This is a genomic window from Chryseobacterium sp. WX, from assembly GCF_029542485.1.
GTDB lineage: Bacteria > Bacteroidota > Bacteroidia > Flavobacteriales > Weeksellaceae > Chryseobacterium > Chryseobacterium cucumeris.
This window is the reverse complement of record NZ_CP120710.1, coordinates 4,064,317-4,079,017: the sequence shown is the minus strand read 5'-3', so window position 1 is coordinate 4,079,017 and position 14,701 is coordinate 4,064,317. Positions and strand designations below refer to the sequence as shown.

Sequence of the window (14,701 nt, the reverse complement as noted above, 5' to 3'; positions counted from 1 at the left end):
CAGTCCTTCCGATTCTTTTGTTAAATATGCACTCCCAAAGTAACCACCTGCGAAAAATAGACACAAGTTCAAAATCAACCTGGGTAAAATAGACCCACCCTACATTTTCCTAAATGATAAGCATTCTGACAAAAATTTCAATGATAAAAAGACACACCTTCCTTCAAAACCTGCACCAAATAAACTTATCTTTTTCAATAAGTTGGGTAATTTAGCTACAGGTTATCATGCAACCTGCGTAAATCAGCCACATCCTACTCGCAAACGTGGGTAGAAAAGTTACACCTCAATTCTCCCCGTTTTCCATGTTTTTTTCCTTCCAAAGCAACTTTATCATAAAAAACCGCAAAACAACCCTAATATAAGCATTCGAGGAACCTTTTCAGACCTCTAAAAAAATCAGTAAACTTTTGTTGCAAGATGTGTCTTTGTACCCACAAACTTTTCAAGTTTTGGGACAAAGACGGTCTTGCCTTTTTGCAAAAGGGGAAAAAACGGCGGAACTTGTTTTTTTTAATCACCAAATCTGGTTCAAGCATCTAAACTCGTCTAAATTATTCTTTTTTAATCTTCGGAGAATCTAAACTCGTCTAAATTGTTCTTATTTAGCCCACGCCCCATGAACACTATTGTTTTCACGGATTTGATGTCCCAATTTTGCAACAGAAATTTTAATCAAAAAAATGAAAGCAACCCTCTATGTTCTCCTGACACTTTTTGCCATCAACCTCAATGCGCAGGTCGGAATAAACACACAGACACCCGAAACTACTTTTGATGTAGTAGGAAAACCAAACGACACCTCACATCATGACGGGATTATTCCTCCAAGGATAACGGGCGACCAGTTGGCGAACAAGTTTTACACACAGGCAAAAAAAGGTGCGGTTGTATTTGCCACCGCTCCGGCTTCCAATCTTTCGGGGCAGGTCATCAATATTTCAGAATCAGGAATGTATTATTTTGACGGCAACGTATGGCAGAATTTCGCAAAGGAGAAACAGCCTGTCGAATACAGAATTGTACTCACCTTCGATCCCAACAGCACCGCCGCACTGACAGCAACTTCAACTTGGTCCGCCCCTGTAAACTATTCGGGAAATAGCCACGCCTATCTTACCTCCTCAAAATATTACACCATCGGAACCAAAAATTTCGGAGGACTAAAGGGAGCGGTTTTGTTCAGAAAAGTACAGGGAATTGTAAATGTATGGTTTCAGATGTACAGGTCTTCTGATTCCGCACCGATTACGGGAAACGCCTTCATCAGCATTGCGAGCATCTACAGCGACATCGGATACATTCCCAACCAGATTGTCTTACTGCATACGGAAAATTCCACGCAATATTTTCCAGCCCTGCTGGAGAATTACAGCATCCAGATTCCGCAAACCTCCCTAAACGCAATGTCCACATCCTACTACACCTACGGAGAAGTTCAAGGATATTCCAACTGGATCAAGCCTTATCTGCCCTAATTGATGATTCAACAAAGTCCTTAATGGAAAAAGAAGACTACATAAAATTCAGAATATCCAAAACCAAAAAACAGGACTGGAAAAAAATATGCAAAGACAGAAACCTCACATTGACCGACTTACTGACGGCATCAGTTGAGAACAGAATTTTAGACAACGAAAGAAGACAGATACTGGCGTTCATTGAAAAACAAGACAACGTCTTCATCAAGATAGAGACCAACATCAACCAGGTAGCGAAAATTGCAAACGGACAAAAGTTTATTTCGGAATCAGAACTGAAAAACTTCACCGCAAAGCTTTCAGAAATCGCCAAATTGAAGAAGCAGCAAAACCAAATCTTCGAAAAGATCTATGAAATGCTCGCAAAATGATTGTCAAGATTATTCCTGCTTCAGGCTCGGATTTTCACGGCGTTCAGTACAACGACAAAAAGATGGAGAAAGGAACAGGAGAACTGATGCTGATGAAAAACTTTCCCTCCTTCATCAATGGGGAAAGCAGTCCGGAGCAGGTTCGGGACTACTTCAAATCCATTTCAAAAAATGAGAAGGTAAAGAAACCACAGTTCCACGCCGTCATTTCTGCAAAATATCAGAATCATGGCAAGGAAGAAATCACCGAAATCGCCAAAGACTTCATGCAGGAAATGGGCTACGGAAAACAGCCGTTCATAGTTGTTTACCACAGCGACACCGAGAACAACCACGTCCATATCGTCTCCACAAGGGTTGACAAGCAGACCGGAAAGAAAATCAACGACAGTTACGAACGCTTGAAAGCCCAAAAAGCATTGGCAGATACACTAGAAAAACGATACGGAGTAAGTTCCGAGGAAAAATTAGAAAAACTGCTAAACTATCAAATTGCTTCACTCAGCCAACTGGAACTCCTGCTTGAAAGAAGCGGGTTCAAACTAACTAAAGACACAAATGATGAAAATGACTTTTCCATTCTGAAGAACGGGGTAAAACTTAAAACCATCTACGGTAACCAAATCAGTTTTACTCCCAATTCGGACAACGGGCGAAAGAGACAGCTGAAAGCCATTTTGAGCAGATATAAAGACCTCTGTTCCAACAAAGTCTTCAAGGTAGAGGATAAAAGGTTGCAGGAATCAATGCTACCAGAGGAAAGACACAACGGGCATTGGAAACCCAAGATTGAGTTCGAGAGCGAACTCCAGAAAAAATTGCGGGACATCTTCGGACTGGATATGGTTTTCCACCACAAGGACGGACAAAAGCCATTCGGATACAGCATCATCGACCATAAGTCGGGAAAGGTGTTCAAGGGAAGCGAGATCATGAAGATGAACGAACTGTTTGAGCTGACCGATGAAAAAATAGACAAGAAACTATTTGAAAGTCTAAAGGACTACAATCTGGCGGACAGTTTTTCAAAACAAATTTTAATGGAGCATCTAAAACGCCAGAATCCCGAAAACGCAGTAAAAGAATTTATGCTTTTCGAGTCCAAGAAAATAAAGAACAGGGAGGTTTTCAGCGCCATAAAAAACGATGTAAAGGATTATGTCGAAACACAGAAAAATAACGATGTCCACCTCATAAAATCGGAAGAGGGAAAATATTATGCCGTCCACTCCAAACTGCATTATGTGGGAGCATTGGAAAATTTAATTGGCGAGAAAGCCTATCAAAAATTCCTCAATCCAAGCCAAGAATTGGCATCGGAAGATAGAGATGAAAATCTTTCCAAACAACTGGACAGAAGCATAGACGACCTGATTTTCCAATTCACCAAACCATCGGGAGGAGCAGGAAAAGACCCTGCCGAAGAAGAGTTAAGAAAAAGACGCAAAAACAAAAAAAGAACATAAGAATGATCATCACATTTGCCACGCAAAAAGGCGGAACAGGGAAAACCACCCTCGCCATCGCTTTCGCCAACTATCTTTCCGGAATTACCACAAGGAAGATCAAGGTGTATGATTTCGACTACCAAAAATCCTTTTTCAACAAATGGAGGGAGGATGCGGACTCGGAACTGCCCAAACTGTATGACGTAGAAGTTATCGGCGAAGATGACGATGAACCGCCTTTCGAGGACTTGGAACAGGTTGTCGACCTGAAAGAAAGCAAAGACCTGTTCCTGTTCGATTTGGCGGGAACGCTTGACCAGAGATACAGCGATGTCTTGGTGTACAGCGACTTTATCATCATTCCCTTCGAGTATTCCGATGTTTCCGTAAAATCGACGCTGGTATTCAAAAATCTTCTTGGTTTATTGGAAAGCGAGGCGGAAAGAATCTTCATCCGCTCCAAATACGACAAAGGCTACAAATATCTCAACCAAAAGGAAATGGATATAGAGTTGGCAAAATACGGAACTCTGCTAGAAAATCCGGTGTTCAAAAGAAACTGCCTCCAAACCATCGACACCCGAAAACTCACCTACGAGCAAAAATACGCCGTAAAGAAGCCGTTCGACGAAATTATACAGAAGATCAGCGAGGTCAAAAAAGTTGCGCTTTAAGGGAAGACAAAAGGGACAAGAAAAAAGAATCCAAAAAACCACAAACCTCAAATACAACCATCATGTTAAAATACTCACTCATCCTTTTAGGAGCCTACTTTCTGTACTATGTCGGAAATATCGTGTACGACCTTTTCCTAAAAAAAGAGAAAACCATTCTGACCAATGTTGCAGAAGAATACTCACTCGGCGACTTTGCACAGGCGGAGAATGAGGAACCCACCTTGATCGGCATTGAGGATGTGGAAAATCTCAAAACCCCGAAATCGTTCCTAAAAAGCGAACCCATTCCGATTCCGAGACAGAACAATTTTGAAGACAATCCCAGTCTGGAAGCATTGAGGAAACGGTTTGAGGCGGAAGAGGATTTGGATGAGACGAGTCCAAAACAGCCCGAAACCAAACACCATGAAACTCCTCCACAGGAAACCGAAACCATAAAAAAGCCAGAAATTATTGAACCAATAGTTTCCAAGAAAAAAAATGATGCACAGAACAAGAAAGACCAATGGAAAGAATTTGTGAGCCTCTCGGAAACCAATGTGAAACTGGTGGACAATATTGAGGGACAAAAGGTTTACCATTCGACAATGTAACCAATATACCCATATAACTAACCTAAATTTTAAAAATGATGAAAAATTTTATCAGAAAAAACGTGTCAAAAAAGAAAGTTCTAACCCTTGCATTGGTGATGCTGGCGATGACCCCGATGCTTGCGCAGGGCGGAGCGACCGCCATCTCCAACGCCGCTTCCGACATTAAGGACTATTGGGATCCCATCAAGCTGATATTAAAGGCAGTCGGTGGACTCGTAGGATTTATCGGAGGCTTGAGGGTGTACAACAAGTGGACGAACGGCGACCAGGATGTCAACAAAGAAATCCTCGGCTATGGCGGGGCGATGATCTTCCTTATCGTGGTTCCGGAATTTGTAACCGCATTCTTTGCTTAAGATGGGATATTACCTGTACAAGGGGCTCAAAAAACCCCTTGTATTCTTCGGACTCAAAGGCAAATACATCATTTATGCGGTAGCCGTCATCGGCGCAGGTGTCGTCGCGGCACTCCTCTTATCCAAATTCGGATTGCTGGGTTCCCTGTTAGGTTTATTGGTAACCGCGGGAGGAGTCTACCTCATTTTCAAGAGGCAGGACAAAAACGGACTCTACGACAAGACCAAAAATTTTGACCAGATATTCATTTTCCCCAAAAGACTCAACAACAAAAGATTTTTAAAAGATGGTAAAGACAAAGAAACAGGCATTTGACATTCCCTTCATCGGCTACGATTACGGAAAGGATTTCGGATGGGATTTCGATGTCCTCTTCGGACAGTATGGAAATCCAATTATCGGCATCAGGATCAAGAACATTGTGGAACAATATTCCGCCGACCCCGACAACTACCTGAACTTCCATACAGTGCTGAACCAAGTGGTATCCATTATTGGCGAAGGAAGAATCGTTCAAAAATTGGATTTGTTTTCCAAAAAGAGATACACCGCCGAATCTTCGAATCAGTTCCTCCAACAAAAATACTCCGAGCATTTTGACGGAAGACTATTTAAAACCATCGAAACGGTACTCCTGTTTACAGACATTGTGGACGATAAACTAAAGAAGAAAAACAAACACTACCAATTTTCCGAAAAAAGTTACAAGGAGCTCCGCGACAAATGCCAAAAAGTGTTGATGCTCTTGAAGCAGAGCGGTTGCGAACCCCAATTCTTATTCGAGAAAGACTTTGAATACTACATTTCGGGCGTATTGTCGATGCAGTTTACTGAAACCCCGGTTTTTGACAATATCAAAAGCACCAACGAGTATCTCCAAATCGGAAACCGCTTCGTCAAAAATATTTCCTATGTCGATGTCGAAAATATCGACCTCCCTTCAGAAATAGACCCTTTTTCCATACTGGGTGGAAATGGAGCCGCATCGGAAACAGCGGTGGACAATTTCACCTTCATCAATGAATTGGAGGATTACGAAGCCATCATCTACAATCAGGTCATCACCATTCCCCTGCAGGCGCAACAACAGCGGGAACTCGACAAAAAGAAGAAAAAGCACGAGGGAGCGGCAAACAACTCGCCATCCAACGCCATTATTGCAGAAGAAATCCAGACCCTTCTGCACAATATCGCCATCGACGGACAACTCGTGGTCAATGCCCATTTCTCCCTAATATTTTCAACACATACACTGGAAAAAATGGAAGGGATACAGTCGATGATTGAGAACAAGCTCTTTACGAAGGGGATTATCGTTTCCAAGAATGCCTACAACCAGCTCGAACTCTTCCGCTCCGCCATTCCGGGCAATGCCACGGAACTTCGAGAGTACGATTTATTTATGACGACAAGCGAAGCGGCCTTGTGTTTTTTTTTTAAAGAAAGTTACCCCGTGAACGAGGAATCCAATTTTTATCTGCGGTTTACGGACAGACAAGGCGTTCCTTTGAAAGTTGACCCAGCGGATTTGCCGATGAAGACGGGAAGAATCAACAACAGGAACAAATTTGTCCTCGGGCCATCAGGTTCTGGAAAGTCCTTCCTGATGAACAATATCGTGGAGCAATACCTGACCTACAATTACGATGTGGTGATTGTGGACACGGGCGATTCTTATTCGGGTACCTGCAAATACAAAGGCGGGAGATACATCCAGTACACCGAAGAAAAACCCATCACCATGAATCCCTTTCTGATGGACAAAAAAGAGTTCAACATCGAAAAAATAGAATTTTTGACCAATTTGATTTTCCTGATTTGGCAGGGTCCCGACGCCACGATGTCGTCCGCACAGAAATCCATTTTGGACAATGTGCTGATGTCGTACTACCACCAATATTTCAATTCGGGAACAAGGTGGTATGAAAGCAAGACTTCGGAAGAACTCATTCTCTATCTGAACAAATACAACATCCACGAGGAGGATATTATTTCAGATTTTGAGAAGCAGTCCAATGGACAAAACAACTACTACGACATTTTGGGAATCGCGTTCGATGCGGGTTCCGACGAAATCAAGGAGGCGTTCCGAAAACTCGCCATCGAATATCATCCGGACAAAAATATGAACAACCCGAATTACGACAGCGAAAAATTCTACAAGGTTTACGAAGCTTATGAAACCTTGAACGATGAAGATAAGAGAAAAATCTACAATGAGACGCAACTCATCCTCATCAAGTCCAACGAGATTATCAGGCAGCCGAAAACGGCGGAAGAATGGAACGAGTCCTTCCGAAAAACCATCATCAAGAAAATTAAGGAGCTCGAAGAAAAATTGGAGGCAAAAGAACTTTCCTTCAACGGATTCTATGACTACTGCGATAAATTTCTGCCCCTTTACCTGAACAATAAGAAACACCACATTACCGAAAAGGAATTTAATCTAAGGACATTCTTGTTCGTGCTGAAGGATTTCTACAAAGGCGGAAGATATGGAACGACACTCAACGAAAGTGCAGACAACACGCTCTTTGACGAACCATTCATCGTCTTTGAAATCGACAATGTGAAAGACAACCCGAAACTGTTTCCGATCGTGACACTCATTATCATGGATACCTTCATCCAGAAAATGCGTCTCCGAAAAGACCGAAGAAAGGCGCTCATCATCGAGGAAGCATGGAAGGCGATTGCCAGCAAATTGATGGGCGGATATATTCTCTATCTCTACAAAACCGTAAGAAAGTTTTGGGGAGAGGCGGTGGTCGTTACACAGGAATTGGACGACATCATCGGAAACGCCGTCGTAAAAGACAGTATTATTAATAACTCGGACACCTTCATATTGCTGGATCAGACCAAGTTCAAGGACAACTTCGACAAGATTGCATCACTGCTTTCATTGAACAAGGTGGAACAAAACAAGATTTTCACCATCAATAATTTGAACAACAAGTTTGGAAGAAGCCGTTTCAAGGAATTTTATCTGAAGCGGGGTTCCAAAGGAGAAGTGTACGGCAATGAGGTTTCCTTGGAGCAGTATTTAACCTACACCACGGAAAAACCCGAAAAATCCGCAGTCGAATACTATGTCCAACAATACGGAAACTACGACGAGGCTTTGCAAAAAATTGTAGGCGATTTGAAAAATTTCGGAGACAGCCTTGAAAACTTGGTATCGCTCGTCAACCTTTATCAAAAGCCATTGGACAAAAAGGTGGTTTCCTATTACAGGATGATGAAGAAGACGCACAAAGGGCAAAATATCTTCAAAATCATCTCGCAGGAATTGGAAAACCGAAATATCCATTTTTCAGAATTAATCAACCAAAAACACGAGGAATATGAAAAAGTATAAGCCCCAAAATCCCCAAAGGGGACTTTCAATAAATTCCCTCTCTTGGAGGGTTTGGAGGAGGCTTTTCCTGTTGATTCTCCCCCTTTGGGGGACATGGGGCTTCTCCCAAAACACCTACATCGACCCGACGGTAACGGCGGCGATGATCCTCTATTCAGAAAACTTGAAAGCCAAGCAGAACGATGTGATTGATGAAACCTCCAAACTGAAGGATGCCCAAGCGTGGGTGGGAACCCAGATGGTGGTTGCCAACGATATTCAGAATAAGATTCTGAAAGGTCTGAAGGAAGTTTCGGGAACCTTGCAGAACGGAATCCAGGTGAAGGAGATTTATTCGGAACTCAACAAATGCTACAATTATTCATCGCAGGTAGTTCAGTTGGCATCGGCACATCCACAATATGCCATTTTCGGGGTAAAGGCTTCACAGAAAACCTATGAACAGAGTATAAAAATAGTGACTGATGTCTCCGACATCCTCGCCTCGGGAGAGCTGAACCTTGCCACTGCGGGAGACCGATACAAGATATTGCACAACATTTCCGAGAATGTCAAAAACCTAAAGCTTTGGCTTCTGGCAATCAAGTTAAGACTGGAAAAAGCCAATCGTTTGGGATTCTGGAACTCCATCAATCCATTTGCAGGATACATCAATACCGACAAGGGAATTGTAGAAAATATTATGAACCGATATAAAAGAAATTTCTAGCCCCTGTACCCAAAGGGGAACAATGTAAAAAAATAAGATGAAAATGAAACATCCCATAATTAACGCTTTAAAAAGCCCCCTTCGGGGGTTTGGGGGCTTGCTGATTTATTTTGTGCTCACTTCATCCAGTGGCGGCTCCACGCCGTCTTGGCAGCAGGAAAACGTATCCTTTCCGATGATGAACCTAGAAATCAAGGCGACGATGGATGAAAACGAGAGGCAGAAGGAGATGCGGAAAAACCAAATTGCCAATGCCACGGTGGAAACCGCCAACAAAACCCAGTGGAACAATTTCAAGGACAAGGTGACCAAAATTCAGGACAGACTTCGAATCGTATCGTTCGCCATTCAAGCGATTCCCACAGGAATTGCGATGAGCAGGGAGATTACGAAAATCACCCAAAACCAGCAAGCCATTATCCATGAAATCAGTACCGCACCTTATTCCATCATCGCGGTTCTGCCTTCACAGGTTCAGTTTGTGGATGATCTGCAAATGGTGACGAGGCTGATTGTCGGGATTGTGGTTTCCTATGGGGCAATGAACCAGATGGAAAAGTCGGAGCGCAAGATTTTATTGGATTATGCCTTGGGAGAAGTCAAGACGCTGAGCAGAAATTCTACCCATATGCTTTTAAAGATTCGGGACATCAAGGCAAAAGTCTTACGAAACAAAAGAGCCTTTCAATACTATGTGAATCGGGACAAACAGGTGGTCGAGAACATTATGAAAAACATCAAATCCTTTTAAAAATGAGAAAACTATTTATCGGAGGAATCTTGTTTTTTTCTGTTGGTTTTGTAAGCGGACAGCAGATTGTTATCAACGACAAACTCTTGGTGCAGATGACCACCAACCACGGCGTAAGGCTGGGAAGCGAGCAGGCATTTCTAAACTCTTATGAAAAACAGAAGGAACTGTACGACGACATTAAAAACAAGACTGCACAGGTCATCGCCATTCAGGAATACATCTACCAACAACTAAAAAATGTCAACTCGGCACTCACGCAGAGCAAAAAGTTAATCTATCTGTACCAATATCTGGGAAAGGTAGCGAACAACTCCAACAAAATGCTGGACTTGTCGGCGCAACATCCAGAATATGCCGTCTTGGTTTCCAAATACTATGTCGAAATCGGCAAACAGGCCTTAAAACTCAAACAGGAAGTTACGCAGGATATTTTGAATGAGAACAAGGATTTCCTGATGGATCCGATGGACAGGGAGATGCTTATTGAAAAGGTGTTTACTCGAGTTAGGAATATCAACGGGAACATCCTCTACATTATACTGAGGTTAGAAAACGCCAAGAAGATTCCTTACCTGTACCAAGTTCCCGTACTAAGAAACTACCTCAATATTGACAAGGCCATTGTCGGAGACATTATCCAAAAATACAAATATGTATTCAACTAAAAACAACAAGTATAAAGATGAAAAAATTAGTCAAAAAATTAGCCCTCGTTCCGCTCTTGCTGACAGCAGTCGGCGTATTCGGGCAGTTTACCGTAAAGCGTTTGAACGACCCCTCCATCGTAGCCCAGCACAAAAGGATGGTGTTCCAGAGTTGGGGCGATTGGCGTCCCTATCCAAAATACCTTTTGGGGATTCAGACCAACTTCGCGTATGCCACCGTTTGGGGAATGTGGGCTCCCAGCAGAAACAGGGATTATAAGGATGGAGAAGATATCCGACCGCTAAAACCGACGGGACTTCAAAACCAGCGTTTTGCCCAAGTGAAATTTCAAGAGGAAGAGGCAAAAAAGATAAAGGCGGCATCCGACACCATCTATAAAAGAAGCGTCCAAGACTTTGCCCATTGGACTTCGGCGACGGTCGATGCAGACCCGCTCTGGTTGCTCTACTACAAAAGGATGCTCAGACCCATTACCGAATTTCCAGACAATCCTCAAAACTTTATCGAATGGAGGCTGAAGAACCAGCAAACCTACGAAACGCTCAATACCACGGGAACTTTAAAAAGACTTCAGGAGGAATTGGACTTAATCAAGGAAAAGTATTCGATGTCGAGATCTATGGATATGCCGAGAGGAAAACGCTTTTTGATGTACCATGACACCCTTATCAAATGGAGAAGGTTTGTGCAGGAATTAAGGAAACACAACGATAAGACGACGCTTCTTTTAGACTACAAAAATATTCTGAAAAACCATTCACCCTATGCGTTGCCACAGGCTTGGACTCCCGCTTCAGACAAGCAGATCGTCCACAACACGATGCAGCAATACAAACACAAATTTTAGTGATGAAAAGAAATATTACACCCTTATTTTGCCTCTTGGCAATATTGCTGCCGTTTATTGGCTTTGCCCAAACCGACGGCGACTACAGCAATTTGCTTCAGTTCTTAAAAGGCGACGGCGCATTTGAGAAATGGTTTATGGAGGTCTTCACCAAACTGGACAACAGCATTCAGGACGGTGCTGTCGGCTCCGCTTTGGTTGGAAGGGCAATCGGAGGATTGGGAGCATTGATGTATCTCGGATACATGGGTTGGCAAATGGCGGCGGGCGACCGGGAATGGGAAATCACCCCGATGCTCAAACCCATCCTTATTGGATTTACCCTGGTGTACTGGAGTGGATTTGTCAATCTGATTCAGGCACCCTTTGAAGCCATTGCAGAACCGGGAATCGCCATCTTCAGCGACATCGAGTCCGAAGTGAATGATTTGAGGATTCAACGATTCAAGAAACAGCAACAGTTACTCGATGCCGTCATCAAACTCAAAGCTGACGAGGATGCGAAGCAGGACGTCATCAACAACACCGGCAAAGATGCAGACGACTCTTGGTTCGACATCAGCGAGGGACTCGACAAACTCATCCAACCCATCAAGGAATGGCAGTTACGGATGGAGTTCCAGCTCCAAAAACTGGTTGCAGAAATTATCGAGTTCGTTTGCCTTTCCATCCTTCGAATCTGTGTCTACCTTATTTTCTTCATCCAAAAAATTTGGGCCTACATCCTTATTATTCTGGGACCTATCGCTGTGGGAATGGCACTCGTTCCAGGATTTGAAAACTCGCTGTACAGCTGGGTTTCCAAGTTCATCAACATCAACCTGTACACCTTTGTTGCCTATACCATCATCAATATCGGTCAGCAACTGATCGCTTCGGGTTACGAGATGGAGATTGAGCGATACGACACCCTTTTAACGAACGGAACCATCACCAATCTGGACGCCTTGATGGTCTATGTGAGCAATTCCGGAATGATTTACAATGGACTTTTTACCTGTGTCGCCTACATCGTGACGGGAATCGGGGTTTTGATGACGCCCACCATTGCCGACACCATTGTTACGGCAGGAGGCGCAGGTGCGATGACCAAGATGAAGAGTGCGGCAGGAAGAATGGCGAGTGCCGCTAAAACAACGGTATTGGCAGCCAAAACGGGCGGAGCTTCAGTAGCGGGAGCAGCAGCAAAATCGGCTGCATCAGGTTCCGCATCGGGAATGGTCAACAGTGCGATGAATAACAACAAAAAATAAATAAGATGCTGATCAAAAATATCGAACAAAGAATAAAAATCAACAAGGTAGTTTCATTGGGAACGGTGGCATTTGCCGTAATTATCGTATTGGCGGGCTTCTTCTTTGCCTATAGGATGATTCAGGATTCCAGAAAGTCCATCTACATTTTGGACAACGGAGTTCCGGTACTGGCAAAGCAGACCGATGTCTTGTTAAACAGACCCGTAGAATACAAAGCCCAAATTGAACTGTTCCACCGACTATTTTTCACCTTGGCTCCCGATGATGCCTACATCAAAGAGAATATTCAAAAATCACTGTACCTCATTGACGACAGCGGAAAAAAAGAATACACCAATCTCAAGGAAAAAGGCTTCTACAACCAGATTGTGGCCTCCAGTTCCATGGTCAGTATTCATACGGATTCCATCTCGCTCAATATGGAGCAACAGAAATTCTCCTTTTTCGGAAAGCAGATGATTACCAGAAAGTCTGCCGTGATTACAAGAAAATTGATTACCGAAGGATACTTTGAGGACATCATCCGAAGTCCAAACAATCCGCACGGTGTGATGCTTAAAAATTGGAGGATTATCGACAACGAGGAAATCTCCAACCAAACCAAAAATTCCTACTAAAAATGAAAAATTTTCTAAAACAAACCGTAAAAAAGGGATTGGAATGGGCGGCAAAAAATCCGAAGAAGTTTTTCACTTATTCGATGGTTTTTCTCTCCTTGTCTTTTATCGGATCGCTGATACAGGGAATTTTCTTTCCGAGTCAGTCGGCATTTAAGATTAAGCCCCCAAACCTCTATTCCAAGAGCAACACGACCCAGCAAATTAATAAAAACCAAGAAAAAGAGATGGAGAAAATAGTTAATGAACTCAAAATTTTAAAAATGAAAAGAGACCGAAAAGAACTCCAAAAAGAAGACAGCCTGAGAATAGAATATTTGTACAACCAATACCAAGAACTGCAACATGGACATTAAGAAAATCAACTTTAAGGAAAAAAAATATGTGATGCCCCTTCTGGCATTGCCATTCCTGCTGCTCTTTGTGTATGTGGGTGCCCAATTTACCAAAGAGGACACCTCTAAAAAAGACAAGCCGAAAGAACTTTCCCTATCTCTGGGAGAAACACGGGACTCCATCATGACGAAGAATGATGCCTACGACGCCTTTTTCAAGAAGGACGACAATAGGACGATGCTCGGAGGATTGGACAAGGAACAGGATAGCCTGCTCAGTTATGAAGACCAGTTGTCCTTGGACCAGAAAAGAAAAATAGACTCACTAAAGGCGGTATCGAGCAGACAAAATCAGCAAGCGTCAAAAGGAGGCAACTCTTCCTACTACAATCCAAAACAACAAAACGAGGACAAGGACTTTAAAAGGTCTTCCGAAATCATTAGAATGCTGAACGACAAATCCTACGGAAAACAGGATAATGAGCAACTATCAGAAAATACAAAATCCGGCAATCAAAATGCCCAGCAGGACCCCGTAAAATATTTAAAACAGCAGATGCTCGTTATGGATTCTTTAGAGAAAGCAAGAGATCCGGAATACCAAGCCAAACTATTGGCGGAACAGAAACTCAAGGCAAACAGGGAAAAGATGGACGAGTTCCTCAATTCCACCTTCAATGTCGGCAAGTCGGGAATCAACAGTGGGTTCAATGCCTTCTACAGAAAGAATGAGAACAGCTTCATCAAAGCCGTGATTGATGAGAACAACAAGGGATTTCTGGGAAGCAGAATCCGGTTTCGATTGTTGGAAGACATCTTCGTCGGCAACAGAAAAATTGAGAAAGGCTCCATCCTTTACGGGCAAATCTCGGGATTTTCCATGCAGCGGGTTGACCTCAAGATTGTCTCGGTATTTACCAAGGGAGAAATTCTTCCCGTCAACCTTTCCATCTATGATATCGACGGTTTGAAGGGACTTTATGTTCCGGAAAGCGTCTTCAGGGACATGATTCGGGAAATGGGGAGCAACTCCGTACAGGGAACACAGATGGATATGGGCGGACAGGGATTTTTCACGAGCATCGGCTCAAAATTGTTCACTTCCACCTCCAAATCCATAGCCAACCTCATTAAAACCAACAAAGCCAAACTGAAATACAACTCCTATGTATTTCTCATCGACGAAAAACAGCTTAAAGACTCACAAAACCAACAAAAGAAATAAA

The 14,701-nt window shown here is 43.0% G+C and carries 16 protein-coding genes; all 16 read left to right on the top strand.

What is annotated here, in order from left to right:
* Positions 1 to 683 precede the first annotated feature (683 nt).
* The 16 genes from PZ898_RS18470 (at position 684) to traM (ending at position 14,700) form a co-directional block, all read left to right on the top strand.
* Positions 684 to 1,478, top strand: a complete 795-nt coding sequence (locus PZ898_RS18470) for a hypothetical protein (protein WP_024565584.1) — start codon at positions 684 to 686, stop codon at positions 1,476 to 1,478.
* A 23-nt stretch (positions 1,479 to 1,501) separates the two neighbouring features.
* Positions 1,502 to 1,852, top strand: a complete 351-nt coding sequence (locus tag PZ898_RS18465) for a hypothetical protein (protein ID WP_024565585.1) — start codon at positions 1,502 to 1,504, stop codon at positions 1,850 to 1,852.
* Positions 1,849 to 3,318, top strand: coding sequence for a relaxase/mobilization nuclease domain-containing protein (locus PZ898_RS18460; RefSeq protein ID WP_277693914.1), 1,470 nt, complete (start codon positions 1,849 to 1,851; stop codon positions 3,316 to 3,318). Before PZ898_RS18465 ends, PZ898_RS18460 begins: the two co-directional genes overlap by 4 nt.
* A gap of 2 nt (positions 3,319 to 3,320) precedes the next feature.
* Positions 3,321 to 3,974: a ParA family protein gene (locus PZ898_RS18455; RefSeq protein WP_031504716.1), complete on the top strand. Its 654-nt coding sequence runs from the start codon at positions 3,321 to 3,323 to the stop codon at positions 3,972 to 3,974.
* Positions 3,975 to 4,036: 62 nt separating this feature from the next.
* Positions 4,037 to 4,570, top strand: coding sequence for a hypothetical protein (locus PZ898_RS18450; protein ID WP_139351753.1), 534 nt, complete (start codon positions 4,037 to 4,039; stop codon positions 4,568 to 4,570).
* Positions 4,571 to 4,605: 35 nt separating this feature from the next.
* Positions 4,606 to 4,929: a DUF4134 domain-containing protein gene (locus PZ898_RS18445; RefSeq protein ID WP_024565589.1), complete on the top strand. Its 324-nt coding sequence runs from the start codon at positions 4,606 to 4,608 to the stop codon at positions 4,927 to 4,929.
* Between the two features lies 1 nt (position 4,930).
* Positions 4,931 to 5,245 carry a DUF4133 domain-containing protein gene (locus tag PZ898_RS18440; protein ID WP_077564599.1) on the top strand — a complete coding sequence of 105 codons (315 nt, stop codon included), beginning with the start codon at positions 4,931 to 4,933 and terminating at the stop codon, positions 5,243 to 5,245.
* The gene (locus PZ898_RS18435; RefSeq protein WP_276285346.1) at positions 5,217 to 8,291 is read left to right on the top strand and encodes a TraG family conjugative transposon ATPase; all 3,075 of its coding nucleotides are present in this window, start codon (positions 5,217 to 5,219) and stop codon (positions 8,289 to 8,291) included. The genes PZ898_RS18440 and PZ898_RS18435 overlap by 29 nt, the downstream gene beginning before the upstream one ends.
* Positions 8,278 to 9,000, top strand: a complete 723-nt coding sequence (locus tag PZ898_RS18430) for a hypothetical protein (RefSeq protein WP_024567403.1) — start codon at positions 8,278 to 8,280, stop codon at positions 8,998 to 9,000. The genes PZ898_RS18435 and PZ898_RS18430 overlap by 14 nt, the downstream gene beginning before the upstream one ends.
* Positions 9,001 to 9,043: 43 nt before the next feature.
* The gene (locus PZ898_RS18425) at positions 9,044 to 9,751 is read left to right on the top strand and encodes a hypothetical protein (protein WP_024567402.1); all 708 of its coding nucleotides are present in this window, start codon (positions 9,044 to 9,046) and stop codon (positions 9,749 to 9,751) included.
* Between the two features lie 2 nt (positions 9,752 to 9,753).
* Positions 9,754 to 10,419 carry a hypothetical protein gene (locus PZ898_RS18420; RefSeq protein ID WP_035590942.1) on the top strand — a complete coding sequence of 222 codons (666 nt, stop codon included), beginning with the start codon at positions 9,754 to 9,756 and terminating at the stop codon, positions 10,417 to 10,419.
* Positions 10,420 to 10,436: 17 nt separating this feature from the next.
* Positions 10,437 to 11,267 (top strand): hypothetical protein, encoded by an 831-nt coding sequence (locus PZ898_RS18415; RefSeq protein WP_243548497.1) that lies wholly within the window; start codon positions 10,437 to 10,439, stop codon positions 11,265 to 11,267.
* A 2-nt stretch (positions 11,268 to 11,269) separates the two neighbouring features.
* A complete protein-coding gene (locus PZ898_RS18410; protein ID WP_243548498.1) occupies positions 11,270 to 12,520 on the top strand; it encodes a hypothetical protein in 1,251 nt (416 codons plus the stop codon).
* Positions 12,521 to 12,525: 5 nt separating this feature from the next.
* Positions 12,526 to 13,140 (top strand): conjugative transposon protein TraK, encoded by a 615-nt coding sequence (gene traK, locus PZ898_RS18405; protein WP_055041580.1) that lies wholly within the window; start codon positions 12,526 to 12,528, stop codon positions 13,138 to 13,140.
* Between the two features lie 2 nt (positions 13,141 to 13,142).
* On the top strand, positions 13,143 to 13,496 hold the full coding sequence (locus tag PZ898_RS18400) for a hypothetical protein (RefSeq protein WP_243548499.1): 354 nt from the start codon (positions 13,143 to 13,145) through the stop codon (positions 13,494 to 13,496).
* Entirely contained in the window at positions 13,492 to 14,700 is a 1,209-nt protein-coding gene (gene traM / locus PZ898_RS18395; RefSeq protein WP_243551654.1) for a conjugative transposon protein TraM, read from the top strand. Before PZ898_RS18400 ends, traM begins: the two co-directional genes overlap by 5 nt.
* The last annotated feature ends 1 nt before the right edge of the window (position 14,701 follow it).

Bases quoted from the DNA above. Each gene is read 5' to 3' on its own strand.
- PZ898_RS18470 (WP_024565584.1), top strand. From the start codon at position 684: ATGAAAGCAACCCTCTATGTTCTCCTGACACTTTTTGCCATCAACCTC.
- PZ898_RS18465 (WP_024565585.1), top strand. From the start codon at position 1,502: ATGGAAAAAGAAGACTACATAAAATTCAGAATATCCAAAACCAAAAAA.
- PZ898_RS18460 (WP_277693914.1), top strand. From the start codon at position 1,849: ATGATTGTCAAGATTATTCCTGCTTCAGGCTCGGATTTTCACGGCGTT.
- PZ898_RS18455 (WP_031504716.1), top strand. From the start codon at position 3,321: ATGATCATCACATTTGCCACGCAAAAAGGCGGAACAGGGAAAACCACC.
- PZ898_RS18450 (WP_139351753.1), top strand. From the start codon at position 4,037: ATGTTAAAATACTCACTCATCCTTTTAGGAGCCTACTTTCTGTACTAT.
- PZ898_RS18445 (WP_024565589.1), top strand. From the start codon at position 4,606: ATGATGAAAAATTTTATCAGAAAAAACGTGTCAAAAAAGAAAGTTCTA.
- PZ898_RS18440 (WP_077564599.1), top strand. From the start codon at position 4,931: ATGGGATATTACCTGTACAAGGGGCTCAAAAAACCCCTTGTATTCTTC.
- PZ898_RS18435 (WP_276285346.1), top strand. From the start codon at position 5,217: ATGGTAAAGACAAAGAAACAGGCATTTGACATTCCCTTCATCGGCTAC.
- PZ898_RS18430 (WP_024567403.1), top strand. From the start codon at position 8,278: ATGAAAAAGTATAAGCCCCAAAATCCCCAAAGGGGACTTTCAATAAAT.
- PZ898_RS18425 (WP_024567402.1), top strand. From the start codon at position 9,044: ATGAAACATCCCATAATTAACGCTTTAAAAAGCCCCCTTCGGGGGTTT.
- PZ898_RS18420 (WP_035590942.1), top strand. From the start codon at position 9,754: ATGAGAAAACTATTTATCGGAGGAATCTTGTTTTTTTCTGTTGGTTTT.
- PZ898_RS18415 (WP_243548497.1), top strand. From the start codon at position 10,437: ATGAAAAAATTAGTCAAAAAATTAGCCCTCGTTCCGCTCTTGCTGACA.
- PZ898_RS18410 (WP_243548498.1), top strand. From the start codon at position 11,270: ATGAAAAGAAATATTACACCCTTATTTTGCCTCTTGGCAATATTGCTG.
- traK (WP_055041580.1), top strand. From the start codon at position 12,526: ATGCTGATCAAAAATATCGAACAAAGAATAAAAATCAACAAGGTAGTT.
- PZ898_RS18400 (WP_243548499.1), top strand. From the start codon at position 13,143: ATGAAAAATTTTCTAAAACAAACCGTAAAAAAGGGATTGGAATGGGCG.